Consider the following 24,192-nt stretch of genomic DNA (forward strand, 5'->3'; position numbering starts at 1 on the left):
ACTCGGGCCTTCCCGCCCGGCTCACGCCCGGACGCTCGGCCTCGCAACAGGCATCCCGATCGGCATCGACGCCCCTTGGCGTCCACCCTCCGCTTCCCGGATGTGCAGTGAAAGCCCAGCTGGACCGGACGCGATCGCATCCCTTCGATGCCCGTCGCGCCAGGCAGAACATCCCAACGGGCCCAGCCCCCACGAGAACAGGATTGCCCATGTCCTTTGCTTCCCTCGGTCTCTCCGAGGCTCTTGTCCGCGCTATCGAGGCAGCGGGCTACACCCAGCCGACCCCGGTGCAACAGCGGGCCATTCCCGCCGTACTGCAAGGCCGCGACCTGATGGTTGCTGCACAGACTGGTACTGGTAAAACCGGCGGCTTCGCCTTGCCGATCCTCGAGCGCCTGTTCCCGGCCGGCCACCCCGACAAATCCCAGCGTCATGGCCCGCGCCAGCCGCGCGTCCTGGTCCTGACGCCGACCCGCGAACTCGCCGCCCAGGTACACGACAGCTTCAAGGTGTACGCCCGCGACCTGCCACTGGTCAGCGCCTGCATCTTCGGCGGTGTCGGCATGAACCCGCAGATCCAGGCCATTGCCAAGGGTGTCGACGTGCTCGTCGCCTGCCCGGGCCGCCTGCTCGACCTGGCCGGCCAAGGTAAGGTGGACCTGGCCCATGTGGAAATCCTGGTCCTCGACGAAGCCGACCGCATGCTCGACATGGGCTTCATCCATGACGTCAAGAAGGTCCTTGCCCGCCTGCCGGCCAAGCGCCAGAACCTGCTGTTCTCGGCGACCTTCTCCAAGGACATCACCGACCTGGCCGACAAGCTCCTGCACAACCCGGAGCGCATCGAGGTCACTCCGCCGAACACCACCGTCGAGCGTATCGAGCAGCGCGTCTACCGCCTGCCCGCCAGCCACAAGCGTGCCCTGCTGGCGCACTTGATCACGCTGGGTGCCTGGGAGCAGGTACTGGTGTTCACCCGTACCAAGCACGGCGCCAACCGCCTGGCCGAATACCTGGAAAAGCACGGCCTGACCGCTGCCGCGATCCACGGCAACAAGAGCCAGAACGCCCGCACCAAGGCCCTGGCCGACTTCAAGGCCAACAGCGTGCGCGTGCTGGTAGCCACCGACATCGCTGCCCGTGGCCTGGACATCGACCAATTGCCCCACGTGGTCAACTTCGAGCTGCCGAACGTCGAGGAAGACTACGTACACCGCATCGGCCGTACCGGCCGTGCCGGGCGCTCGGGCGAGGCCATCTCCATGGTCGCGCCTGATGAAGAAAAGCTGCTCAAGAGCATCGAACGGGTCACCAAGCAAAAGATCCCGGATGGCGACTTGATGGGCTTCGATGCCAGCCAGGTAGAAGCTGAAAAGCCCGAAGTGCGCGAGCGCCAGCCGAACAACGGCCGCGGCGGCCGCAACCAGCAGCAGGCCCGCGGCGAAGGCAGCAAAGACGCCAACGGCGGCCGCAAGGACAAGGGCAAGGACAAAGGCAAGGCCAAGCAGCAGGCAGCTGACAAGCCGGCCGACAAGGAAAAGTCCGGCGACAAGCAACAGCAGCAGCGCAAGCCGCGTGACAAGAAACCGCGTCAGCAACAGCAGGCCAGCAACAACTCCGCACCGAAAGCGCCGGCCGATCGTGACCCGGAAGAATTCCTGGACGACGATATCGACAACTTCGGTAACCGCGCCGACTACGTCAGCCCTTACCAGGGCAAGGGCCAGGGCCGTAACCGCCGCCCAGGCGGCGCCGGCCAGGGGCAAGGCCAGCAGGGCCAAGGCCAATCCCAGCGCAGCAACAACGGCGGTGGCCAAGGCCAGGGCCGCAATGCTGGCGGCCAGCAGCGCAGCGCCAGCGGCGACAAGCGCCCACGCTCCAACAACGGTGGCGGCGCCCGTCGTGACAACAATGCCGGTGGCCGCAACCGCTCGGCCGGCCGTGACGATGCCTCGCGTCAGGAGCCGGCAGTACGCAGCACCCGCGAGCAGCACCAGCCCGTGATCATCCGCAAGGAATCCAAGCTCGACCGTTACCCGACGCCAGAGCAGCTGGACGATCTGCCGAGCCGCCCGCGCGGTGAACGCCCAGCACTGCTCACCCGCAAGGGCTGAGTCGCGCATCAGGCATAAAAAAAACGCCGCCCAATGGGCGGCGTTTTTTATTGCCTGGGCAATGCTTACTTCTGCTTCACACCTTCGACACTGATGTCCAGGTCCAGAGTCTGCGAAGTCGGGCCTGGGCCCTTGATGCCGAAGTCGTTCAGGTTCAGCGTGGTGGTGGCGTTGAAACCAGCGCGCTCGCCGCCCCACGGGTCCTTGCCCTCACCGTTGAAGGTAGCCTTGAAGGTGACGGGCTTGGTCACGCCGTGCAGGGTCAGGTCACCGGTCACGTCAGCAGTCTTCTCGCCAGTCGATTTGACAGCGGTGGAGACAAACTTGGCATCCGGGTATTTGGCGACGTCCAGGAAGTCCTTGCTGGCGATGTGCTTGTCGCGCTCGGCATGGTTCGACCAGACACTGGCAGTCTTCAGGTCGACGTTGATCTTGCTGGCTTCAGGCTTGGCGCTGTCCCAGGAGAAGTCGCCGCTGAAGTCCTTGAAGGTACCGTGGATGAAGCTGTAGCCCAGGTGGCTGATCTTCCAGTCGACGAACGCGTGCTGGCCTTCCTTGTCGATCTTGTACTCGGCAGCCATGGCCTGGCCGGCGGAGAACAGAGCGGTACCGAGCGCCAGAGCGGCAAAAGTCTTTTTCAACATCCTTACTTCCTTCCTATGCAATTGAGGTTGAGAGTCAAGCTTTGCGGCCCAGCATGCGGGTCAGGGTCGCGTCACGGTCGATGAAATGGTGTTTCAAGGCTGCCAGGGCATGCAGCACGGCAAAGATCACCAGGCCCCATGCCAGCCACAGATGAATCACGCCGGCCACGTCCGCCTGATCAGGCAGGTCGCTGATCAGCGCCGGCACGTCGAACAAGCCGAACACTGGAATGCCGACGCCATCGGCAGTGGAAATCAGGTAACCGGCGAGCATGACGGCAAACAGCCCCAGGTACAGCGCCAGATGCCCCAGCTTGGCCGCCATGCGGGTGAATGCCCCGTGGTTGGCCGGTGCCGGCGGTGGCGGGGTGATGAAACGCCAGACCACACGCAGCAGCATCACCGCCAGCAACACCAGGCCGATGCTCTTGTGCAGGTCCGGGCCGGCCTTGCGCCAAGGGTCGTAGTAGTCGAGACCGACCATCCACAGGCCCAGGCCGAACAGACCGAAGACTGCCAGTGCAACGCCCCAGTGCAGGACGATGCTGACCACGCCATAGCGAGAAGGTGAGTTGCGCAGTTGCATGATGACGTGGTTCCCCGTGAAAGCTGTGCACAGACTAACGCGTAACGTATCGAATAAAAGCTTAAAAAACTGCTTTGGATTATCGATAAATACGATGATTAGTGTGTGAGTTTCCTATTAAGGAAACATTAACAATAGCCGGAGAGTTAAGGGTTTCCAGCCTCTTCACGGGTAAGCCCGCGAAGAGGCCAGCACAGGGATCAGTTTGCCTTGGCCTGGGTATTGTCCACCGGCTTCTTCACTGGCTCGGATTTGACCGTGGCTTTTTTCGGCTCGACCGCCTTTTTCGCCTGTTTGACCGCAGGCTTGTGCGCCGGCGCATGCTTGGCCGGGGCTGCCTTGGTTGCGGCAGGCTTGGCCGGCTCCTCCTTGGCGATTTCAGCGGGAGCAGCAGGGGCAGTGACAGGAGCGGGTGCGGGGACGGGTGCAACTTCCTCGACCTTGGCTACTGGCGCGGCCTTCACCTCAGGCTTGTCCGCCCCCCCGAACAGGCGCGAGAAGAACCCGCCTCCACTGTCCTTCTTCGCCACCGCTGCACCTGCTGTCGCCGCGGCCGCGACGGTCGCCGCCTTGGCCGGGTCGAACGACTTGCCGGCCAGCAGGTCCTGCACCTGGCTGGCAGCACGCTGGCCGCTGCGCAGGGCGCCTTCGAGGGTGCCTGGGTAAAGCGCATCGGTGTGCTCACCGGCAAAGGTGATGCGCTGCACCGGGCGCTCCCACAGACGCCAGTACTTGCTGATCTGCCCCGGGCCGTAGGCCAGGTAGGCACCACCGGTGCCCGCATCGATGCTGTAACGCTTGACCTCGTAACCGGTGAACGCGCCACGGGCCTGTGGATAGAACGCATGCAGGCGGATCAGTACCTGATCGACCATCTGCTTGTCGCCGAAGGCCTGCAGCAACCGCGCGTTGTCACCCGACAGGTTGATCACAACGTTGGCGCCACCCTTGAGTGCCGGCTCGATCCACAGCATGCCGAGGCCGGCATTGCTGAAGATTTCACCCGACATGCGTGCACGGCTTTCCCATACCGGCTGCTTGAACTTGAGCATCAGCTGGTCGCGCCAGCCGTAGTTGGTGCCCTTGAGTGCGGCCACGTGCTGGGTGTCCAGGCCAGGCGTGATCTGGATCTTGGCCAGCGCCCGCAGTGGCACCGCCATCACCAGGTAATCGGCCTTGTAGTCCGTGCTGCCGACCTTGACGTTGACGCCATCCTTGTCCTGCACGATCGCCGTGACCGGCGAGCTGGTCTTGATGGTCTTCAGCTGCTTGACGAATGCCTGGGCCAGCACCGGGCTGCCGCCAGGCAGGCGTGCGGCACGCAGGTCACGATCACTGACGCCACGGTAGACGCGGTTCTGCTGGGCGAAGTAGAGCAGCGACAGGCGCGATGGCTCGTCATAGCGAGTGCGGATCTGCTGGTTGATCAGCTGACGCGCGGTGGTCGGCAATTGCAGCTTGTCGAGCCAGGTGGACACGTTCATCTGGTCGAGGGCGAACAGGGTACTGTTCGCCTGCGGGTTGAGCGGGTCATCGATCGAACGGGCCAGGTCGTCGAGGGTCTTCTCGTAGCGCTTGAGCGCCTCGGCGGTGGCCGGTTGCTTGGTGGCCAGGTCCGTGCCACTGAAGTACTCACCGTCGATCAGGTAACCCGGGGTACGCACGAACTCCGGCGCGGGCAGTGTTTCAAGCTTGAAACGGTCGAGGTACTGGTTCAGCACTGGCTGGGACTTGGCGTTACCGATCCACTCGCTGGTGGCCAGGCCCGATCGCCCGCCCATGCCCGACTTGGCCTCCAGCAGGGTGACCTGCCAACCCTTGTTCTGCAGCTCATAGGCCGCGGTCAAACCTGCCAGGCCGCCACCCACCACGATTGCCGAGGGTGTCTTGTCCTTTGCCAGCGCGGCGCCGCTGGACACACCGATCAATACCAACGCGCACAGGCGCACCCAAGCAGCAGCCATGTCGGCGAACTCCGAGTTGAAAAAGCAGGGATGGGAAGAGGCGGGAGTGCCCCGAGAGTCGATGCGCTAAGAATACGTCAGGTATTTGGACCCTGCCAGCACAGCGATATCAAGTGCCTTTGGCAACTGGCATTTTTGTCAGTAGTCAGGCCTCTGGCCACTAGGTGATGCTGCTGAAAGTAGCTAAAAAAACCGACAAAAGGAGCTGCACTATGACCTATGAGGAGCATTTCGCGCAGGTAGAAAGGCAATTCTTGTGGCACAACCAGACTTTACTCACCCCCTCAGGACTGAAAATCCGCTCCAACGGCACCTCATGGACCGGTTTGCATGAAGCCTTCAAAGGCGAAGATGGCACCGAATTGGTGATCGGCGAGCACAGTGACGTGGAGATTGCTTTCAAGGAGGAAGTCGAGAGCCTGCGGCTGGAGTACTACGTGGTCAGCGACCAGCACTTCGACGATGTGCAGATGCTGCTGGATACCGACGGCTACGATATGGACCTGATTGCCCCGGTCCCGCGCAGCTTTTACTGGCTCACACTTTCCGGCAGCGGCTATACCGACTTCCGGCCGGGCCCGATCTCCACCCAACCCTATCACCAGGTCATCGATGGCCCATTTCGCCGCCTGACCATTTCCACCTCACAGGCTGGCACCGTACACATTCGCCGCCTGGAATGGACCCGCACCAAACGCCATTGACCACTAGCGGTTGTCCTGCCCCCTGGCTTTGCTTAGGCTTACGCGGTCAAAGCAGGCAGTAAGCCAGGAGAAGTGCCCATGGGCCTCAACGATCAGTGGATGCAACGCGACCTCAAGGTCCTGTGGCACCCCTGCACCCAGATGAAAGACCACGAGCAACTGCCACTGATCCCGATCCGGCGCGGTGAAGGCGTGTGGCTAGAGGACTTCGACGGCAAGCGCTATCTGGATGCCGTGAGCAGCTGGTGGGTCAACGTGTTCGGCCACGCCAACCCGCGCATCAACCAGCGTATCAAGGACCAGGTCGACCAGCTGGAACACGTGATCCTCGCCGGCTTCAGCCACCAGCCGGTGATCGAGCTGTCCGAGCGCCTGGTCGCCATGACCCCGGCTGGCCTGGACCGGGTGTTCTATGCCGACAACGGCTCGTCGTGCATCGAAGTGGCGCTGAAGATGAGCTTCCACTACTGGCAGAACATCGGCAAACCGGCGAAAAAGCGCTTCGTGACCCTGACCAACAGCTACCACGGCGAGACCATCGCCGCGATGTCGGTTGGCGACGTGCCGTTGTTCACCGAAACCTACAAGGCGCTGCTGCTCGACACCCTCAAGGTGCCAAGCCCCGACTGCTACCTGCGCCCCGAGGGCATGGGCTGGGAAGAGCATTCGCGCACGATGTTCGCCGCCATGGAGCAGACCCTGGCCGAGCACCACGACACGATCTCGGCGGTAATCATCGAACCGCTGATCCAGGGTGCCGGTGGCATGCGCATGTATCACCCGGTGTACCTCAAGCTGCTGCGCGAAGCCTGCGACCGCTACGACGTGCACCTGATCCACGACGAGATCGCCGTCGGTTTCGGCCGCACCGGCACCATGTTCGCCTGCGAGCAAGCCGGCATCCGCCCGGACTTCCTGTGCCTGTCCAAGGCGCTGACCGGTGGCTACCTGCCGCTGGCCGCCTGCCTGACTACCGACAAGGTGTACCAGGCCTTCTATGACGATTACCCGACCCTGCGTGCGTTCCTCCACTCGCACAGCTACACCGGCAACCCGCTGGCCTGTGCCGCCGCCCTGGCGACGCTGGACATCTTCGAGCAGGACAACGTGATCGAGGCCAACAAGGCCCTGGCCACGCGCATGGCCAGCGCCACCGCGCACCTGGCCGATCATGCCCACGTCGCCGAAATCCGCCAGACCGGCATGGCCCTGGCCATCGAGATGGTCCAGGACAAGGCGACCAAGGCCGCTTATCCGTGGCAGGAGCGCCGTGGCCTGAAAGTGTTCGAGCACGCCCTGACCCGCGGCGCCCTGCTGCGCCCTTTGGGCAGCGTGGTGTACTTCCTGCCGCCGTACGTGATCACCCCGGAGCAGATCGACTTCCTCGCCGAAGTGGCCAGCGAAGGCATCGACATCGCCACCCGAGATAGCGTCAGCGTCGCCGTACCGGCCAACTTCCACCCCGACTTCCGCGACCCGGGCTAAATCCGACCGTTCGCCTTACCACTTTCCCTGTGGGAGCGGGCGTGCCCGCGAACAAGGGCGAAGCCCTTGCCAGGCACCGCGGTGCCTGGTTCGCGGGCACGCCCGCTCCCACAGGGGATCTGTGTCTCTCTTCTACCGAGCAAACCCATGAGACTGTCCCGCTTCTTCATCGACGCCCCCCTGAGCCTTGGCGAGCACGACCTGCCCGAAGCCCAGGCCCACTACATCGGCCGTGTCCTGCGCATGGCCCCCGGCGACGCCGTGCAACTGTTCGATGGCAGTGGCCAGGAATACCTCGGCCAGTTGCTCGAAGTCGGCAAGAAGGCGGTACGCGTCAGCCTCGACCAGGCCCTCGCCGGCCAGCCCGACTCGCCGCTGCACGTCCACCTGGGCCAGGGCCTGTCCCGCGGCGAGCGCATGGACTGGGCGATCCAGAAGGCCACCGAGCTTGGCGCCAACGCAATCACCCCGATCGTCAGCGAACGCTGCGAAGTGCGCCTGAAGGACGAGCGTGCCGACAAGCGCCTGGCCCACTGGCGCCAGGTGGCGATCAGCGCCTGCGAACAATGCGGCCGCTCGACCCTGCCAGTCATTCATCCACCGGTGACCCTGGCCGAATGGCTCAAGGGCGCCGAAGCCGACCTCAAGCTGGTCCTGCACCCGGTCGCCGAGCCATTGACCAGCCATGACAAGCCGGCAACGCTGGCGTTCCTGATCGGCCCGGAAGGTGGCCTGAGCGAGGCGGAAGTCGAACAGGCCAAGGCTGCGGGCTTCCATGCTGCACGCCTCGGGCCGCGGGTATTGCGTACCGAGACAGCGCCGGTGGTGGCGCTATCGGTAGCGCAGCAGCTGTGGGGTGATTTTTCGTAAAAAAAAGCTAACGCACGTAAAGCGACACCGCCACGAAGTGCATCAGGCTGCCGGCAATCACGAACAGGTGCCAGATACCATGCCAGTGGCGGAAGCGGCTGTCGAAAGCGAAGAAGATGATGCCCACGGTGTAGAACACGCCGCCGGCCGCCAGCCAGGTGAAGCCGGCGGTACCAAGGCTGTTCAGCAGTGGCTTGACCGCCACCAGCACGATCCAGCCCATCACCGCATAGATGATGATCGACAGGATGCGCGCCTCCGAGCGCGGCTTGATCTCCTGCAGCATGCCGATCACCGCCAGCCCCCAGACCACGCCGAACAGGCTCCAGCCCCAGGGCCCGCGCAGGCTGACCAGGCAGAACGGGGTGTAGCTGCCGGCGATCAACAGGTAGATCGACAAGTGATCGAGCTTGCGCATGATCACCTTCGCCCGCCCGCGGGTGCTGTGGTAAAGGGTGGAAATGCTGTAGAGCAACAGCAAGGTGCTGCCGTAAATGGAGAAGCTGACGATCTTCCAGGGGTCGCCCTGCAGGCCCGCGACGACAATCAGCCAGATGGCACCGATACAGGCCAGAACAGCACCGACCAGGTGGGTCCAGGCATTGAAGCGTTCACCGTAGTACATGCAAACACAGACCTCCCGAAGCGGGCTGGGTTCATGACAGGGTCCATTGCTGCCTCATCCTACCCAAGGGCAGGTTGCAGTTCAGCGTCACGCACCAATCTTTCCAGGCCGGCCAGGTCCGGCACCCGCGCCACCTGCTCGCCCACCTGTACGGCGGCCAGTTCCAGGCTGCCCAGCGGCACATCCACATAATTGAGCTGGTTGTCCAGCTTGCACGAGCGTGGAATGTCCTGCAGCAGCACCGCCAGGTAGCGCAAGCCGGTATCCCCCAGCGCATTCAGCACCACGATCCGCGCCCGCTCGCCGCACGGCGTCTCACCGCCACAGGCTGCCTCGAAACCGATCAACGGCAAATGCTGCTGCCGCCAGTCGATCCACCCCAGGTGCCAGGCCGGATCACCTGGTTCACACTTCAGGTTGCGCTGGCCGATCAGTTCGACCACGGCGACGTTGGGCAACACCAGGGTGCGGTCGCCCAGCGGCAGCAGCAGGCCGGTCAGGCTGCTGCGTTGCCCTGCAATCAGTTCAAGCATGGGTCTGGCTCCAGTGGGCGATGCTCTGCAGCAGCACCGATTCCTGATAGGGTTTGCCCAGGTACTCATTGACGCCAATGGCCATGGCACGGTCGCGGTGCTTCTGCCCGGTGCGCGAGGTAATCATGATGATCGGCAGGTCTTTCAGACGCTCGTCGCGGCGAATGCGGGTGGCCACTTCGAAGCCATCCATGCGCGGCATCTCGATGTCCAGCAACAGCACGTCCGGGCGGTGCTCTTCCAGCAGGGCCATCGCATCGACCCCATCCTTGGCCGTCATCACGCTCATGCCATGGCGTTCCAGCAAGCGGCTGGTGACCTTGCGCACGGTGACCGAGTCGTCGACTACCATCACCAGCGTGGCTCGCCGCGGCGCCGGGCCGAACAAGGTGCGTTGCACCCCGCTGCCACCGGGCAGACGCGCCAGCCGCCGCTGCTGGCCACGCAGCTGGCCCAGCAGGTCGAGGATCAGCACCACCCGGCCATCACCGAGCAAGGTCGCACCCGACAAGCCCGCCACGGCGGCGAACTGCGGGCCAAGGCTCTTCACCACGATCTCACGGCTCGGCGACAGGCTGTCCACCTGGATGGCGAACGACTGCTCCTGGGAGTGCAGCAACAACACCGGCAACGGCACGCTCTGCCCCAGCAGCACCGGGCGCGGCAGCCCCTGCAGCAGCTCGCCCAGGTAACGCAAGGCGTACTCGTGGCCGCCATACACATAACGCGGCGCGTCCAGCTGGTAACAGGCGGCCAGCTCGGCCGGCGGCACGCGCACGATGCCCTCGATGGTGTTGAGCCCAATGGCGTACTGCTCCTCGCCCAGGTGCACCATCAAGGCCCGATTGATCGACACGGTGAACGGCAGGCGGATTAGGAAGCGCGCACCCTTGCCCTGGGCCGACTCGATGGTCATCGAACCGCCCAGCTGCTTGACCTCTTCGTGCACCACGTCCATGCCCAGGCCGCGCCCGGAAATCTGGGTGATCTTCTCCGCCGTGGAAAACCCAGGGCGCAGGATGAACTGCAGGATCTCGTGATCACTCAGTTGCGCCTGCGGGTCCAGCAGGCCGCGCTTGATCGCCTTGCGCCGTACCGCCTCCAGTGGCACGCCAGCGCCGTCGTCGGTCATCTCGATGACGATGTCGGCGCCCTCATGCAGCAAGTTCAGGTGAATGGTGCCCTGCTCCGGCTTACCCGCGGCGAGGCGTACCTCGCGTGCTTCCAGGCCATGGTCGACGGCGTTGCGCAGCATGTGCTCCAGTGGCGCGACCATGCGTTCAAGCACGCTGCGGTCCAACTCGCCCTCGGCGTTGCCGACCACCAGTTCGACCTGCTTGCCCAGCTCGCTGGCCACCTGACGCACCACCCGTTGCAAGCGCGGTACCAGGCGTTCGAACGGCACCATCAGGGTCGCGGTCAGGCCCTCCTGCAACTGGCTGTTCACCCGCGCCTGTTGCTGCAGCAGGCTGTAGGCCTCCTGGGTGCGCTGGGTCAGCGTTTCCTTGAGGTCGAGCAGGTCGGAGGCCGACTCGAACAGCGCCCGCGACAGCTGCTGCAGCTGCGAGTGGCGGTCCATCTCCAGCGGGTCGAAGTCTTCGTAGGCATCCCCCTCGAACGCCTGCCGACTGCTGATCCGCCCCTGGGTCTCGATGTCCAGGCGCAGCAGCTGGTCGCGCATGCGCTCCAGGGTGGTCTCCATCTCGTTGAGGGCGAACTGGGCGTCGTTGACCTGCTGTTCGATACGGCCACGAATGATCGAATGCTCACCGGCCAGGTTGCCGAGGTCGTCGAGCAGCTCGGCATCGACCTTGACCATGTCGCCCGGGGCCCGCTCCGGTGCCGCGGCCGGTACTTCGGCGGGTGCGGTGTCGGCCGGGGCCTTGCCGGCAGCGCTGTCGGTCAGCGCGGCACTGCTGAAGTTGCGGATGTAATCGATCAGCGCCGTCGCGGTGTGCAACGGCTGGCCCAGGCGCACGGCGTCGAGCATGTGCGCCAGGCGGTCATGGCAGTTCTGCAGCAGCGCGAACAGCGGCGCGCTCGGCGGCAGGCGCCCGGCGGCAAGCAGCTCGTAGAGAAATTCCAGTTCATGGGCCAAGTCGCCGATGGCGCCGATCTCGACCATGCGCGCACCACCTTTGAGGGTGTGCAGGTCACGCAACAGGTTCTCTACCTCGACGCTGTTGCGCGGGTCGGCCTGCCAGCGCGCCAGGGCGGCGGCGGCGCTTTCGACAATGTCCGAGCTTTCTTCGAGGAAGACCTCCAGCAGCTCCTTGTCGCCCGGGCTGTCGGGTTCGTCATCCTGCTCCAACACGCCCGGCAGCGGCGTCACCGCATCAGGGCTTACCAGGCCGGTGGCATCCGGCGCCAGTGCACTGTCCAACAGTTCGCGCAGGGCGTCGACGCAGTCAGGCCGCGGGCTGAGTTCCTGCCCGGCAGCCACTTCGTCGAGCATGTCCAGCAGGGCTTCATGGGCTTGCTGGGCAACGGCGAAGAAGCGCGGGCTGGCACCCAGGCTGCCCTCTTCCACGGCGCCATAGAGGTCGAGCAGCGCTTCGCAAACGGCATCCATTTGCCACAGGTCGGCCAGGTGCGCAGCGTGGCCAAGGCTGGTCAGCTCATCGAGCAAGGTATCCAGCGGTTCGCGCTGACCGGGCTGCTGTTGCCAGCGCGACAGCAACGACTCGGCATCCAGCAGGATGTCCATGGCCTGGGCCAGGAAACGGGCGATCAACTGCGGGTCGCGCTTGCCAGGGCGGGTGTGCTGAGGCTCGGCATGCAGGCTGGCCAGGCGCAGATCCACCGCTTCGCCGACCTGCTCGATCAGCTGGGCCGCGCCCGGGATGGCGGCCAACGGCGTACTACCCAGCTGCGCCAAGCCCTGCAGGAACAGGCCATGTGCTGTTTGCAGCCAATGCATCTCCGCGGCTTGCAACGGCAGCTGGTGCCCCCGGTACTCGCGCACCAGGCGGTCGAAGGCGGTGGCCAGCTCGGCGATCGGCATGACGCCGGCCATGGCAGCGCTACCCTTGAGGGTATGCAAGGCGCGCTGCAGGCTGTCGCTGACTTCGCTGCCCTGGCCGTCGGCGCCCTGCAGAAAGCCTTCCAGGCTGGCCAGGTGGCCTTGTGCTTCGTTGCGGAAGATATCCAGCAACTGCGGGTCCAGGCCATCGATGTCGGCGCTGACCGGGGTGTCGTTCTCGGCCAGGGCGTGCAGGTGGCTCGCCAGTTGTTCGATCTCGGTCAATTGCGGCAACTGGCCAGCAGCAAAGTCGGCCAGCAGGTCCGGCAGATGGACGAACACCTGCTGCAGCGCCACCGCACCCTCCGGGGTCAGGGCGATACGCCCCTCCAGCACCCGGTTGAGCAGGTGCTCAGCGCCCCAGGCCAGCTCGGCCACCGCCTCGGCATGCACCATGCGCCCGCTGCCCTTGAGCGTATGCAGGTCGCGGCGCACTTCGATCAGGGCGTCACGCAAGCTGTTGTCGGCGCGCCAGCGCAGCCAGTGGCGCTCGATTTCCGGCAGCAACTCGCCGGCCTCTTCGAGGAACACCTCACGCAATTCATCATCGATGCCATCGCTACCATCCGGCGCCTGGGACGGGTCCGCATGGGTGCACTGCACACCCAGCTTCGTCAGGCTGGCACGGGCCATGTCGAGGAACGGTTGAGCATCGGCCAACGGGTCGGCGACGCGCCATTGCAAGTAGCACTCGGCGGCACTGAGGGAGTCGGCCAGGTGGGTCAGTTCGTCCGCCGGTGGCTCCACTTCCAAATGCTGCAACCAGCCCAGCACATAGCCTGCGCAGCCGGCAAACACTTCGGCAGCGGCCGGCAGCATCAGCATCGCCAACGCGCCGCGCACTTGCTGCAACAGCCCCGGCAGTGGCTGCAGGCGCTGGCGCGGCCAGCCGGACTCCAGGCAATCGCCGATCAGGTCCTTGGCCTGCTGCAGCACAGACAGTGATTCATGCAGCACCAACTGGCGAATCTCGGCCAGGTCGGAACCGGGCAAGCCGCCCTGCCCGCCTTCCTCCAGTGGCAGGACCATGCCGTTGAGCGTGGCCTCCACATAAAGCAGGGCGCCGGCCACATCCATCAAGACCGCGTCGTCCGCCGTGCGCTCACCCTGGGCCAATGCCTGCAGCGCCAGCACCTGGTCGATGATCACCCGGCGAGGTTGCTGGAAGCCCAACACTGCCAGGGTGTCGGCAACATGGCGCAATGGCGCGAGCAGCGCCTCCAGCTCCTCACTGTGTTGGCGGTCGCCGCGCACGAACTGGTCCAGACGCTCCTTGATCCGCATCAGGTCGTCGCACAGGGCGCTGACCACCGAACGCAGGGCATCACGCCCCGGCCCGGCCTGCATCTGTTCCCGCCAGTTGCCCAGCGACAGGTCGAGGTTGGCCAGGTCATCGGAACCGGCAAAGCGTTGCGCGGCGCCACTGATCAGGCTGGCCTGAGCCAAGGGCTCGACGCCACGGCAGGCACGCAACTGGTTGAGCAGCGGCAGCATCACCAGTGGCAGGTCGTGGCGTGCTCCGCGCAACCGCTCCAGATAGGACGGCAATTGCTCCAGGCCACGGAACAACGGCCCCAGACATTCGCCGCGGGGGCTCACCTGACCCTCGGCCAGGGCCTTGGCCAGCAGTTCCAGCTCTTCGGCCAGGCGTGTTGCACCGCGCAGCTCGAGCATGCGCAGGCAGCCATGCACCTGATGCAGGTTATCCACAACGAACGCCAGCATCGACAAGTCATCCGTCTCGCCGGCAAAGCGCTCCAGGGCCTGACGGGCCTGGCTCAGGCAATCGAGTATGGCGGCCCGGGTCCAGGCCAGGGCCACGGTATCGTGGCGCTCGGGGCTTACGACGGCAGAAGCCATGGGTTTTCCTCAGCTTCGCTCGGCGGGAGCCGGCAGGGTGAAACCGGAGACCGAACGGCGCATCTCGCTGGCCATCCGCGCCAGGTGGCGGATGCTGTCGGCGGTGGCGCCGGAGCCGGCGGAAGTCTGCGCGGTGATCTGCTGGATCACCGCCATGGTGTGGGAAATCTGCCCCGCCGACGAGGTCTGCAACTGGGCTGCATCAGAGATGCTGTGGATCAGTTCGGCTAGGTTCTGCGAAACGCCTTCGATCTCGGCCAGCGCCACCCCGGCATCCTGGGCCAGGCGCGCACCGCGCACCACCTCGGCGGTGGTCTGCTCCATGGAGATGACGGCCTCGTTGGTATCGGCCTGGATGGTCCGCACCAGCGCTTCGATCTGCCGGGTCGCCGAGGATGAACGCTCGGCCAGGCGCTGCACCTCATCGGCGACCACGGCAAAGCCGCGACCGGCCTCACCCGCCAGCGAGGCCTGAATCGCCGCATTGAGGGCCAGGATATTGGTCTGGTCGGCAATGTCGTCGATCAGGCTGACGATGTCGCCGATTTCCTGGGAAGACTCGCCCAGGCGCTTGATTCGCTTGGCGGTATCCTGGATCTGCTCGCGGATGTTGTCCATGCCGTTGATGGTGTTGTGCACCACCTCGTTACCCTTGTTGGCGATCGCCACCGAGCGCTCGGCGACCTTGGCCGACTCATAGGCATGGGCAGAAACCCGGTCGATCGATTCGACCATGTCGCCGACTGCTTCGGACGCCTCGCTGATCTGTTCGGCCTGGTGCTCCGAGGCCTTGGCCAGCTGGCGCGCGGTGTTCTGCGTGTCCTGCACGGCAGCGGCGACCTGCTCGGCACTGTGGTTGATGGTGGCCACCAGATCGCGCAGTTGGTCGACCGAGTAGTTGATCGAGTCGGCGATGGCGCCGGTGAAGTCTTCGGTCACCGACACGGTGACGGTCAGGTCGCCTTCGGCCAGCTCTTCGATTTCATCGAGCAGGCGCATGATCGCCTGCTGGTTGCGTTCGTTCTTTTCGGCCGTTTCATGCAACTGGCGGTGGGTGGTGCGGACCATCACCAGGCCGATCAGGATGATCGAAGCCAGCGCCAGCAGGCCTAGCGCATAACCCCCGACGGTATCCAGGGTGCGGCCGCTGGCCAGGTTCTCGAAGCCATTGGCCAGGTGCGAGGCTTCATCGAGCAGGGTCTGCGACAGACTGAAGATGTTGCCGGCCGCTTCGCGCACGCGGAACAGCTCGGGCGAGGTTTCGAGGATTTCATCGACCGAACCGGCCACGAACTGGAACAGTTCGGCGATTTCCGCCAAGCGCGCGCGGGCGTCAGCGTCCTCGACACGGGTCACCTGGATGGCCGGGTTGCCACCCAGCATGCCCTCGAGCACCTGACCGAAGCGGCTGGCATCGCGGCCAAAGGCATCGGCGGCCTGCGCCGCCGTGTCGTCGCCGGCCAGCACGGTGTTGACCGAACCGAGAATGCGCTCGGCCAGCAGCAGCTGACGCTGGGCGACGACCACCTGGTTGGCCGGAGCACCGCTCTGCAGCAGGATCTCGACCACCTTCTCATACTCGACCTGCAGCTGCGGCACGGTTTCGGCCAGGGTTGCCGCCACCTGGTGCAACGACAGCACGGTCTGTTCGCTGGCCAGGATGGTGTCGGTGTTCTTGCGCAGGTTTTCCCAGTCCTGGCGCACCGCCTCCATTTCATCGCGGACCGCAGCCGGTGCCGCAGGCAGGCCGGTGGACTTGTCGCCTTCGCGCAGGTAGCCCCAGCGCCGCTCGAAATCGTTGCGCGCATCCGACAGCAGCTTGAAGGCCAGGGCCTTGCCCGCCGCGGCCTCGGTGGCGTTCTTGGCGATGCGCTGGGACAACACCCGCAGCTCGCCGGCGTGGCCGATGTACTGCTTGTCGTGATTGGCCTGGGTATTGAGGTAAGCGAAGTTGGCGAACAGCAGGATGATCGACAGGATCAGGATCACGAACAGCACGGTGATCTGCACGATGCTGCGCGTGCGTGGGGTCATGCTGGCGGGGGCGACGGGTGTGGCCGGCTTGTTCACGTTTGCAAATCCTATAGCGCCACGTCAAGAAAACCCGGCGCCTGGGCCAGGGCGAAGGGGCTGAAGATCGCCCAGTTGCGTTCCCGCGGGAAGTGCCCCTGCACGAAGCGGGCAGCAGCCCGCAGCAGCGGTTGCGGTGGCGACAGTTCCAGGCTGCTCAGGGCGAAATGCTGCAGGCCCAGCACCTCGTCGACCAACAGGCCGACGAACAGGTCTTCGTGGTCCAGCACTAGCACCCGCCGCTGCTTGCCTGGCGCAGCAGGGCCAAGGCCGAAGAAACTGCTTAGGTCCATCACCGGCAACAGCCGGCCGCGCAGATTGGCCACGCCAAACACCCACGGCTGCACGCCAGGCACGCGGCTGCTGCGCGGTTCGCGCAGCACCTCGGCAACCTCGCCCATGGGCGCGACAAACCACTGCCCGGCGATGCGAAAACCGATGCCGCTCCATTGCTGCAGGCGGGTGTCCTGCGGCGGCTGGTCGGCCACCAGCAGGCGGCAGCGCCGGTCGATGTCCAGCAACAGCTCGAAGGCGGTCAGCGACGCGCCCTGCGGGCGGGTGGTCAAGCGCCCAGTACTTCTTTGAGCTTGGCGATCAGCGCGTCCTCTTCCACCGGCTTGGTCAGGAAGTCGCGGGCACCCTGGCGTGAGGCCCAGATGCGGTCGGTTTCCTGGTCCTTGGTGGTCACCACCACCACGGGGATGGCGCTGGTTTCCGGGTCCTTGCTCAGCTGGCGGGTGGCCTGGAAGCCGTTCATGCCGGGCATGACGATGTCCATCAGCACCGCATCGGGCTTTTCCTGGCGGGCCAGGGCCACGCCGTCGGCACCGTTGTTGGCCTTGAGCACCTGGTGACCGTGCTTTTCCAGCCATTCGGTCAATCTGTACATCTCTGTCGGCGAGTCGTCGACAATCAGAACGCGGGCCATGCTGTTTCCCCATCAGGAAATTGAAGGCCGCGCCAGCGCGGCGCGGTCAGGGTGCGGGTTGTTCGGGCACGGCGAAACCGGGCACATGGGCCCTGATCGCGTCGAGCAGTTCGTCCTTGCTGAATGGTTTGGTCAGGAACTGGTCGGAACCGACCACCCGGCCGCGGGCCTTGTCGAACAGGCCATCGCGAGACGACAGGAGAATCACCGGGATGTCCTTGAAGGCACTGTTGTGCTTGATCACCGCGCAGGTCTGATAACCATCCAGGCGGGGCATCAGCACGTCGACGAAGATGATCTGTGGCTGGTGGTCGATGATCTTGGCCAGGGCGTCGAAGCCGTCGCTGGCGGTGATCACCTCGCAGCCCGCTTCGCCGAGCAACATCTGCGCGGTGCGGCGGATCGTGCGGGAATCGTCGATCACCATCACCTTCAGGGGCTGTTCCATAAGTCGCGCTACCATCGCTGCACTGTGTGGGCGGCAAGCCACGGATGGCTTACAGCTTGAAGCTGAGGGCATTTTTAGCACACTCCGGGGGCCCGTTCCATCTGCCACCCCCTTGACCCGCGGCGTTCACGGCGCCACCCTGAGCCACTTTTCTTTCGATTCACCGCGGCCACGGGCCGCCAAGAGGAACCACCCCATGAGCGTTCGCCTCGGCATTGTCATGGACCCGATCGCGTCCATCTCCTACAAGAAGGACAGCTCGCTGGCCATGCTGCTGGCCGCCCAGGCCCGTGGCTGGGAGCTGTTCTACATGGAGCAGCGCGACCTGTACCAGGGCGAAGGCAAGGCCCGCGCGCGCATGCGCCCACTGAAGGTGTTCGCCGACCCGGCGCGCTGGTTCGAGCTGGGCGACGAGCAGGACGCCCCACTGGCCGACCTGAACGTGATCCTGATGCGCAAGGACCCACCGTTCGACATGGAGTTCGTCTACAGCACCTACCTGCTGGAGCAGGCCGAGGGCGAAGGCGTACTGGTGGTGAACCGCCCGCAGAGCCTGCGCGACTGCAACGAAAAACTGTTCGCCACGCTGTTCCCGCAGTGCACCCCGCCAACCCTGGTCAGCCGTCGCCCGGACATCATCCGTGAATTCGCGGCCAAGCATGGTGACGTGATTCTCAAGCCGCTGGATGGCATGGGTGGCACCTCGATCTTCCGCCACCGGGTGGGCGACCCCAACCTGTCGGTGATCCTCGAAACCCTGACGGCCCTGGGTGCCCAGCAGATCATGGCCCAGGCCTACCTGCCGGCCATCAAGGACGGCGACAAGCGCATCCTGATGATCGACGGCGAACCGGTCGATTACTGCCTGGCCCGTATTCCCGCCAGTGGCGAGACCCGTGGCAACCTGGCTGCCGGTGGTCGCGGTGAAGCCCGCCCACTGACTGAGCGCGACCGCTGGATCGCCGCCCAGGTCGGCCCGACCCTGCGTGAAAAGGGCCTGCTGTTCGTCGGCCTCGACGTGATCGGCGATTACCTCACCGAAATCAACGTCACCAGCCCTACCTGCATCCGCGAGATCGACGCTGCCTACAACACCGATATCGGTGGCAAGCTGATGGATGCCATTGATCGCCAGCTCAAGGCGCGCTGACCGCCGACGCGGAGCAAATGCGCGGAGTGGGGTATGATGCCGGTCCTTTTCGACTGAGCTGCTGCCCCGCCCTGCGGTTGCTGGATACCTGATGACGCTGCCTGCCGACATCCCTTCCGACCTGCTGCCACCGCGCGTTCGCCCGGTGGACCGGCTTGGCTTTACCCTGTTCCTGGCTGCCCTGGTGCACCTGGCGCTGATTCTTGGCGTGGGTTTTACCGTGGTCAAACCGGCGGAAATCCGCCAGACCATGGACATTACCTTGGCCACCTTCAAGAGCGAGAAGGCGCCGAAGAAGGCTGATTACCAGGCACAGGCCAATCAGCAGGGCAGCGGCACCCTGGAAAAGAAAGCCGTGCCGACCACCACCGAGGTGGCGCCGTTCCAGGACAGCAAGATCAACAAGGTCACCCCGCCGCCTGCGGCCAAGCCGGAGGTAGCACCACCGCCCGTGCCGGAGAAATCCGCGGTGGCGACCAAGGCGCCGAAAGCGCAGAAGGTCGAGCCCAAGCCCAAGGAAAGCAAACCACAGCCCAAGCCGGCAGCGGCTACCCCGGATTTCGACAGCTCGCAATTGTCGAGCCAGATCGCCAGCCTTGAGGCGGAGCTTTCCAACGAACAGCAGATGTACGCCAAGCGCCCGAAGATTCACCGCCTCAATGCGGCTTCGACCATGCGCGACAAGGGCGCCTGGTACAAGGAAGAGTGGCGCAAGAAGGTCGAGCGGGTGGGTAACCTCAACTACCCCGACGAGGCACGCCGGCAACAGATCTACGGCAACTTGCGGATGATGGTGTCGATCAACCGCGATGGCTCGCTGTACGAGGTGCTGGTACTGGAGTCGTCCGGGCAGCCGGTGCTGGACCAGGCGGCCCAGCGCATCGTGCGCCTGGCGGCGCCTTTTGCGCCGTTTACCGGCGACCTGGCCGAGTTCGACCGGCTGGAGATCATCCGCACCTGGCGCTTCGCCCGCGGCGACCGCCTGTCCAGTAACTGATCCGACGGCCCTTTCGCGGGCACGCCCGCTCCCACAGGATCCTCACAATTCCTGGGCTTGTAGTGATCCTGTGGGAGCGGGCGAGCCCGCGAAGAGGCCGGCACATCTGACACATATCCGCACCTTGTCAGCCTCGCCACCTGGCGCCACACTATCCCCCATGAAAACCCTCACCCCGAGCTACCTCAAGCATCAGTTCCTGATCGCCATGCCGCACATGGCCGATCCGAACTTCGCCCAGACCCTCACGTACATCGTCGAGCACAACGCCAATGGCGCCATGGGCCTGGTGGTCAACCGACCACAGGAGCTGAACCTGGCCGACATTCTCGAGCAGTTGCGACCGGACGAAACGCCGCCGGCCAGCACCTTGCAGGTGCCGATCTACCAGGGTGGCCCGGTGCAGACCGACCGGGGTTTCGTGCTGCACAGCAGCGAATGCAGCTTCCAGGCCACCGTGGCCCTGGAAGGGCTGTCGCTGACGACCTCGCAGGACGTGCTGCTGGCCATCGCCGCCGGGGTAGGGCCGAAACAAAGCCTCATCACGCTCGGCTATGCCGGCTGGGAAGCGGGCCAACTGGAAGCCGAACTGGCCGACAACGCCTGGCTCAACTGCCCGTTCGACCCAGAGATCATCTTCGGCCTGGCCAGCGACCTGCGCCTGGACGCCGCCGCCGCCAGCCTGGGGATCAACCTCAGCCTTTTGACCAGCCAGGCGGGGCACGCCTGATGACCGAACTGCGTTTACTGCTGGGCTTCGACTACGGCACCAAACAGATCGGCGTGGCCGTCGGTCAGGTGGTCACCGGCCAGGCCCGCGAGCTGTGCACCCTGAAGGCGCAAAACGGCGTGCCGGACTGGGCCCAGGTGGAAAGGCTCATCGCTGAATGGAAGCCCGATGCCATTGTCGTCGGCCTGCCGCTGAACATGGACGGCACACCGAGCGAAATGAGCGAGCGCGCGGAAAAGTTCGCCCGCCGCCTCAATGGCCGCTTCAACCTGCCGGTGCACACTCACGACGAACGCCTGACCACCTTCGAGGCCAAAGGCGAGCGCATGACCCGTGGCGGCCAGCGCGGCAGCTACCGTGACAACCCGGTCGACGCCATCGCAGCCGCCCTGCTGCTGCAAGGCTGGCTGGAGGCCAATACCTGATTTTTCCCGCGTTTACGTCGGGGCAATCACAACGCCCTCGGCGCCCCCAGGAGATACGCAATGAGCCTACCCAATCCCGCCGACCTGATCCGGCAGATGGCTGTCGACCTTCGCGCCCATCTGGCCCGCCGCAACATCACCGAGCCGCGCTTCATCGGCATCCGTACCGGCGGCGTCTGGGTTGCCCAGGCCCTGCAGGCGGAAATGGCCGACCAGAGCCCGCTCGGCACCTTGGACGTGTCGTTCTATCGCGATGACTTCAGCCAGAACGGCCTGCACCCGCAGGTGCGCCCGTCGGAGCTGCCGTTCGAGGTCGAAGGCCAGCACCTGGTGCTGATCGACGACGTGCTGATGAGCGGCCGCACCATCCGCGCCGCACTCAACGAACTGTTCGATTACGGCCGCCCGGCCAGTGTCACCCTGGTCTGCCTGCTCGACCTGGATGCCGGCGAACTGCCCATCCGCCCCAATGTACTTGGCGCCACCCTGTCGCTGGCTGCCCATGAACGGGTAAAATTGACCGGACCCGCACCGCTCGCCCTCGAGCGCCAGGACCTCGCCACCGCTTCCGCCCTTTAAGAGTCCCCTCGCGATGACGCCAATCGACGCCAAGCGCCCGCTGCAGCTCAATGATCAGGGCCAGCTGCGCCACTTCCTCTCGCTCGACGGTTTGCCCCGCGAACTGCTCACCGAGATCCTCGACACCGCCGACTCGTTCCTCGAAGTCGGCGCCCGGGCCGTCAAGAAAGTCCCGTTGCTGCGCGGCAAGACCGTGTGCAACGTGTTCTTCGAGAACTCGACCCGTACCCGCACCACCTTCGAGCTGGCCGCCCAGCGCCTGTCGGCCGACGTGATCAGCCTGAACGTGTCGACCTCCTCGACCAGCAAGGGCGAGACCCTGTTCGACACCCTGCGCAACCTCGAAGCCATGGCCGCCGACATGTTCGTCGTGCGCCACTCTGACTCCGGCGCCGCGCACTTCATCGCCGAGCACGTGTGCCCGGACGTTGCCGTGATCAACGGCGGTGACGGCCGCCACGCGCACCCGACCCAGGGCATGCTCGACATGCTGACCATCCGCCGCCACAAGGGCAGCTTCGAGAACCTCTCGGTGGCGATCGTTGGCGACATCCTGCACTCGCGCGTGGCCCGCTCCGACATGCTTGCGCTGAAGGCGCTGGGCTGCCCGGACATCCGCGTGATCGGCCCGAAAACCCTGATCCCGATCGGTATCGAGCAGTATGGCGTGAAGGTCTACACCGACCTCGCCGAAGGCCTCAAGGACGTCGACGTGGTGATCATGCTGCGCCTGCAGCGTGAGCGCATGGCCGGCGGCCTGCTGCCCAGCGAAGGCGAGTTCTACCGCCTGTTCGGCCTGACCACCGCTCGCCTGGCCGGCGCCAAGCCCGACGCCATCGTCATGCACCCGGGCCCGATCAACCGCGGCGTGGAAATCGAATCGGCGGTGGCCGACGGCAAACACTCGGTGATTCTCAATCAGGTCACCTACGGCATCGCCGTGCGCATGGCCGTGCTGTCCATGGCCATGAGCGGGCAGAACGCGCAACGTCAATTCGACCAGGAGAACGCCCAGTGACCATCAGCATTCTTGGCGCCCGGGTCATCGACCCTGCCAGCGGCCTGGACCAGGTCACCGACCTGCACCTGGACGGTGGGCGCATTGCCGCCATCGGCGCCGCTCCGGCCGGTTTCAGCGCCAGCCGCACGATCGAAGCTGAAGGCCTGATCGCCGCGCCCGGCCTGGTCGACCTCGGCGTCTCGCTGCGCGAGCCGGGCTACAGCCGCAAGGGCTCGATCGCCAGTGAAACCCGCGCCGCCGTGGCCGGTGGTGTCACCAGCCTGTGCTGCCCACCGCAGACCAAGCCGGTGCTGGATACCTCGGCGGTCGCCGAGCTGATCCTCGACCGCGCCCGCGAAGCGGCCAACAGCAAGGTCTACCCGATCGGCGCCCTGACCAAGGGCCTGGAGGGCGAGCAGCTGGCCGAGCTGGTTGCCCTGCGCGACACCGGTTGCGTGGCCTTCGGCAACGGCCTGAAGGAAATCCCCAACAACCGTACCCTGGCCCGTGCCCTGGAGTACGCTGCCACCTTCGACCTGACCGTGGTGTTCCACTCCCAGGACCGCGACCTGGCCCAGGGTGGCCTGGCCCACGAGGGCGCCATGGCCAGCTTCCTCGGCCTGCCCGGCATCCCCGAGACCGCCGAAACCGTGGCCCTGGCGCGCAACCTGCTGCTGGTGGAACAGACCGGCGTGCGTGCGCACTTCACCCAGATCACCAGCGCCCGTGGCGCACGGCTGATCGAGCAGGCCCAGCAGTTGGGCCTGCCGGTGACGGCCGACGTGGCGCTGTATCAGCTGATCCTCACCGACGAGTCACTGCGAGAGTTCTCCAGCCTGTACCACGTGCAGCCGCCACTGCGCACCGCCGCCGACCGCGACGGCCTGCGCGCGGCGGTGAAGTCGGGGGTGATCCAGGCGATCTCCAGCCACCACCAGCCCCACGAGCGCGATGCCAAGCTGGCCCCGTTCGGTGCCACCGAACCAGGTATCAGCAGCGTCGAACTGCTGCTGCCGCTGGCCATGACCCTGGTCGAGGACGGCCTGCTCGACCTGCCGACCCTGCTCGCCCGCCTGAGCAGCGGCCCGGCCAAGGCCATGCGTCTGCCGGCCGGTGAGCTGAAAGTCGGCGGCGCCGCCGACCTGGTGCTGTTCGACGCCAAGGCCTCGACGATTGCCGGTGAGCAATGGCTGTCACGCGGTGAAAACTGCCCGTTCATCGGCCACTGCCTGCCGGCGGCCGTGCGTTATACCTTGGTCGATGGGCATGTCTGCCACGAGGCCTGAGTAACCCTGTAGGAGCCGCGCTTGCCGGCGATGGGCCGCGAAGCGGCCCCGGCAATTTATGCAACAACCTTGAAATCGCGGGGCCGCTTCGCGGCCCATCGCCGGCAAGCGCGGCTCCTACAGGGTTACTCAGGCCTCGTGGCAGACATGCCCATCGACCAAGGTATAACGC

General features: G+C 65.2%; 21 protein-coding genes. 11 read left to right on the forward strand and 10 right to left on the reverse strand.

All coding sequences use genetic code 11. The features are described 5' to 3' along the window. The first annotated feature begins 209 nt into the window (after positions 1-209). Entirely contained in the window at positions 210-2,114 is a 1,905-nt protein-coding gene (locus tag J7573_RS21980; RefSeq protein ID WP_294340321.1) for a DEAD/DEAH box helicase, read from the forward strand. Between the two features lie 65 nt (positions 2,115-2,179). Here J7573_RS21980 and J7573_RS21985 read toward each other — a convergent pair whose 3' ends face one another. The 3 genes from J7573_RS21985 to J7573_RS21995 form a co-directional block, all read right to left on the reverse strand. Next, positions 2,180-2,758 (reverse strand): YceI family protein, encoded by a 579-nt coding sequence (locus J7573_RS21985; protein ID WP_294340322.1) that lies wholly within the window; start codon positions 2,756-2,758, stop codon positions 2,180-2,182. A gap of 34 nt (positions 2,759-2,792) precedes the next feature. Further along, complete coding sequence (locus J7573_RS21990; protein WP_294340323.1) at positions 2,793-3,344, reverse strand: cytochrome b; 552 nt, start codon at positions 3,342-3,344, stop codon at positions 2,793-2,795. Positions 3,345-3,544: 200 nt separating this feature from the next. Continuing rightward, on the reverse strand, positions 3,545-5,308 hold the full coding sequence (locus tag J7573_RS21995) for a flavin monoamine oxidase family protein (protein ID WP_294340325.1): 1,764 nt from the start codon (positions 5,306-5,308) through the stop codon (positions 3,545-3,547). Between the two features lie 212 nt (positions 5,309-5,520). Between J7573_RS21995 and J7573_RS22000 the strand changes: the two genes are divergently transcribed. The 3 genes from J7573_RS22000 (at position 5,521) to J7573_RS22010 (ending at position 8,367) form a co-directional block, all read left to right on the forward strand. Beyond that, complete coding sequence (locus J7573_RS22000) at positions 5,521-6,012, forward strand: hypothetical protein (RefSeq protein WP_294340326.1); 492 nt, start codon at positions 5,521-5,523, stop codon at positions 6,010-6,012. A 78-nt stretch (positions 6,013-6,090) separates the two neighbouring features. Beyond that, entirely contained in the window at positions 6,091-7,497 is a 1,407-nt protein-coding gene (locus J7573_RS22005) for an adenosylmethionine--8-amino-7-oxononanoate transaminase (protein ID WP_294340328.1), read from the forward strand. Between the two features lie 147 nt (positions 7,498-7,644). Continuing rightward, positions 7,645-8,367 carry a 16S rRNA (uracil(1498)-N(3))-methyltransferase gene (locus tag J7573_RS22010; protein ID WP_294340329.1) on the forward strand — a complete coding sequence of 241 codons (723 nt, stop codon included), beginning with the start codon at positions 7,645-7,647 and terminating at the stop codon, positions 8,365-8,367. A gap of 7 nt (positions 8,368-8,374) precedes the next feature. On the opposite strand, the gene J7573_RS22015 is transcribed toward J7573_RS22010, so the two are convergent. The 7 genes from J7573_RS22015 to J7573_RS22045 are packed head-to-tail and all read right to left on the reverse strand — an operon-like array spanning position 8,375 to position 17,853. Continuing rightward, positions 8,375-8,992: a hemolysin III family protein gene (locus tag J7573_RS22015; RefSeq protein WP_085676688.1), complete on the reverse strand. Its 618-nt coding sequence runs from the start codon at positions 8,990-8,992 to the stop codon at positions 8,375-8,377. A 59-nt stretch (positions 8,993-9,051) separates the two neighbouring features. After that, positions 9,052-9,525, reverse strand: a complete 474-nt coding sequence (locus J7573_RS22020) for a chemotaxis protein CheW (RefSeq protein ID WP_294340331.1) — start codon at positions 9,523-9,525, stop codon at positions 9,052-9,054. After that, positions 9,518-14,407, reverse strand: a complete 4,890-nt coding sequence (locus J7573_RS22025) for an Hpt domain-containing protein (protein WP_294340333.1) — start codon at positions 14,405-14,407, stop codon at positions 9,518-9,520. The genes J7573_RS22020 and J7573_RS22025 overlap by 8 nt, the downstream gene beginning before the upstream one ends. Before the next feature lie 9 nt (positions 14,408-14,416). Further along, complete coding sequence (locus J7573_RS22030; protein WP_294340350.1) at positions 14,417-16,441, reverse strand: methyl-accepting chemotaxis protein; 2,025 nt, start codon at positions 16,439-16,441, stop codon at positions 14,417-14,419. Positions 16,442-16,488: 47 nt separating this feature from the next. After that, positions 16,489-17,043: a chemotaxis protein CheW gene (locus tag J7573_RS22035; protein WP_294340334.1), complete on the reverse strand. Its 555-nt coding sequence runs from the start codon at positions 17,041-17,043 to the stop codon at positions 16,489-16,491. Next, positions 17,040-17,405: a twitching motility response regulator PilH gene (gene pilH / locus J7573_RS22040; protein WP_294340335.1), complete on the reverse strand. Its 366-nt coding sequence runs from the start codon at positions 17,403-17,405 to the stop codon at positions 17,040-17,042. The genes J7573_RS22035 and pilH overlap by 4 nt, the downstream gene beginning before the upstream one ends. A 46-nt stretch (positions 17,406-17,451) precedes the next feature. Further along, complete coding sequence (locus J7573_RS22045; protein WP_294340336.1) at positions 17,452-17,853, reverse strand: response regulator; 402 nt, start codon at positions 17,851-17,853, stop codon at positions 17,452-17,454. Positions 17,854-18,049: 196 nt separating this feature from the next. On the opposite strand from J7573_RS22045, the gene gshB reads away from it, so the two are divergent. The 7 genes from gshB to J7573_RS22080 all read left to right on the forward strand — a co-directional run bounded on the left by gshB (position 18,050) and on the right by J7573_RS22080 (position 24,020). Then, positions 18,050-19,003, forward strand: coding sequence for a glutathione synthase (gene gshB, locus J7573_RS22050; RefSeq protein ID WP_294340338.1), 954 nt, complete (start codon positions 18,050-18,052; stop codon positions 19,001-19,003). Between the two features lie 91 nt (positions 19,004-19,094). Continuing rightward, positions 19,095-20,000 carry an energy transducer TonB gene (locus tag J7573_RS22055; protein WP_294340340.1) on the forward strand — a complete coding sequence of 302 codons (906 nt, stop codon included), beginning with the start codon at positions 19,095-19,097 and terminating at the stop codon, positions 19,998-20,000. 160 nt (positions 20,001-20,160) lie between these two features. Continuing rightward, complete coding sequence (locus tag J7573_RS22060) at positions 20,161-20,730, forward strand: YqgE/AlgH family protein (RefSeq protein ID WP_294340341.1); 570 nt, start codon at positions 20,161-20,163, stop codon at positions 20,728-20,730. Further along, positions 20,730-21,155: a Holliday junction resolvase RuvX gene (ruvX, locus tag J7573_RS22065; RefSeq protein ID WP_294340343.1), complete on the forward strand. Its 426-nt coding sequence runs from the start codon at positions 20,730-20,732 to the stop codon at positions 21,153-21,155. Before J7573_RS22060 ends, ruvX begins: the two co-directional genes overlap by 1 nt. 60 nt (positions 21,156-21,215) lie before the next feature. Beyond that, positions 21,216-21,734, forward strand: coding sequence for a bifunctional pyr operon transcriptional regulator/uracil phosphoribosyltransferase PyrR (pyrR, locus tag J7573_RS22070; protein WP_110633222.1), 519 nt, complete (start codon positions 21,216-21,218; stop codon positions 21,732-21,734). A gap of 13 nt (positions 21,735-21,747) precedes the next feature. After that, entirely contained in the window at positions 21,748-22,752 is a 1,005-nt protein-coding gene (locus J7573_RS22075) for an aspartate carbamoyltransferase catalytic subunit (RefSeq protein ID WP_008099987.1), read from the forward strand. Further along, the gene (locus J7573_RS22080; protein WP_294340348.1) at positions 22,749-24,020 is read left to right on the forward strand and encodes a dihydroorotase; all 1,272 of its coding nucleotides are present in this window, start codon (positions 22,749-22,751) and stop codon (positions 24,018-24,020) included. Before J7573_RS22075 ends, J7573_RS22080 begins: the two co-directional genes overlap by 4 nt. The last annotated feature ends 172 nt before the right edge of the window (positions 24,021-24,192 follow it).

Origin of the sequence: Pseudomonas sp. (assembly GCF_017744435.1) — a bacterium.
Classification (GTDB): Bacteria; Pseudomonadota; Gammaproteobacteria; order Pseudomonadales; family Pseudomonadaceae; genus Aquipseudomonas.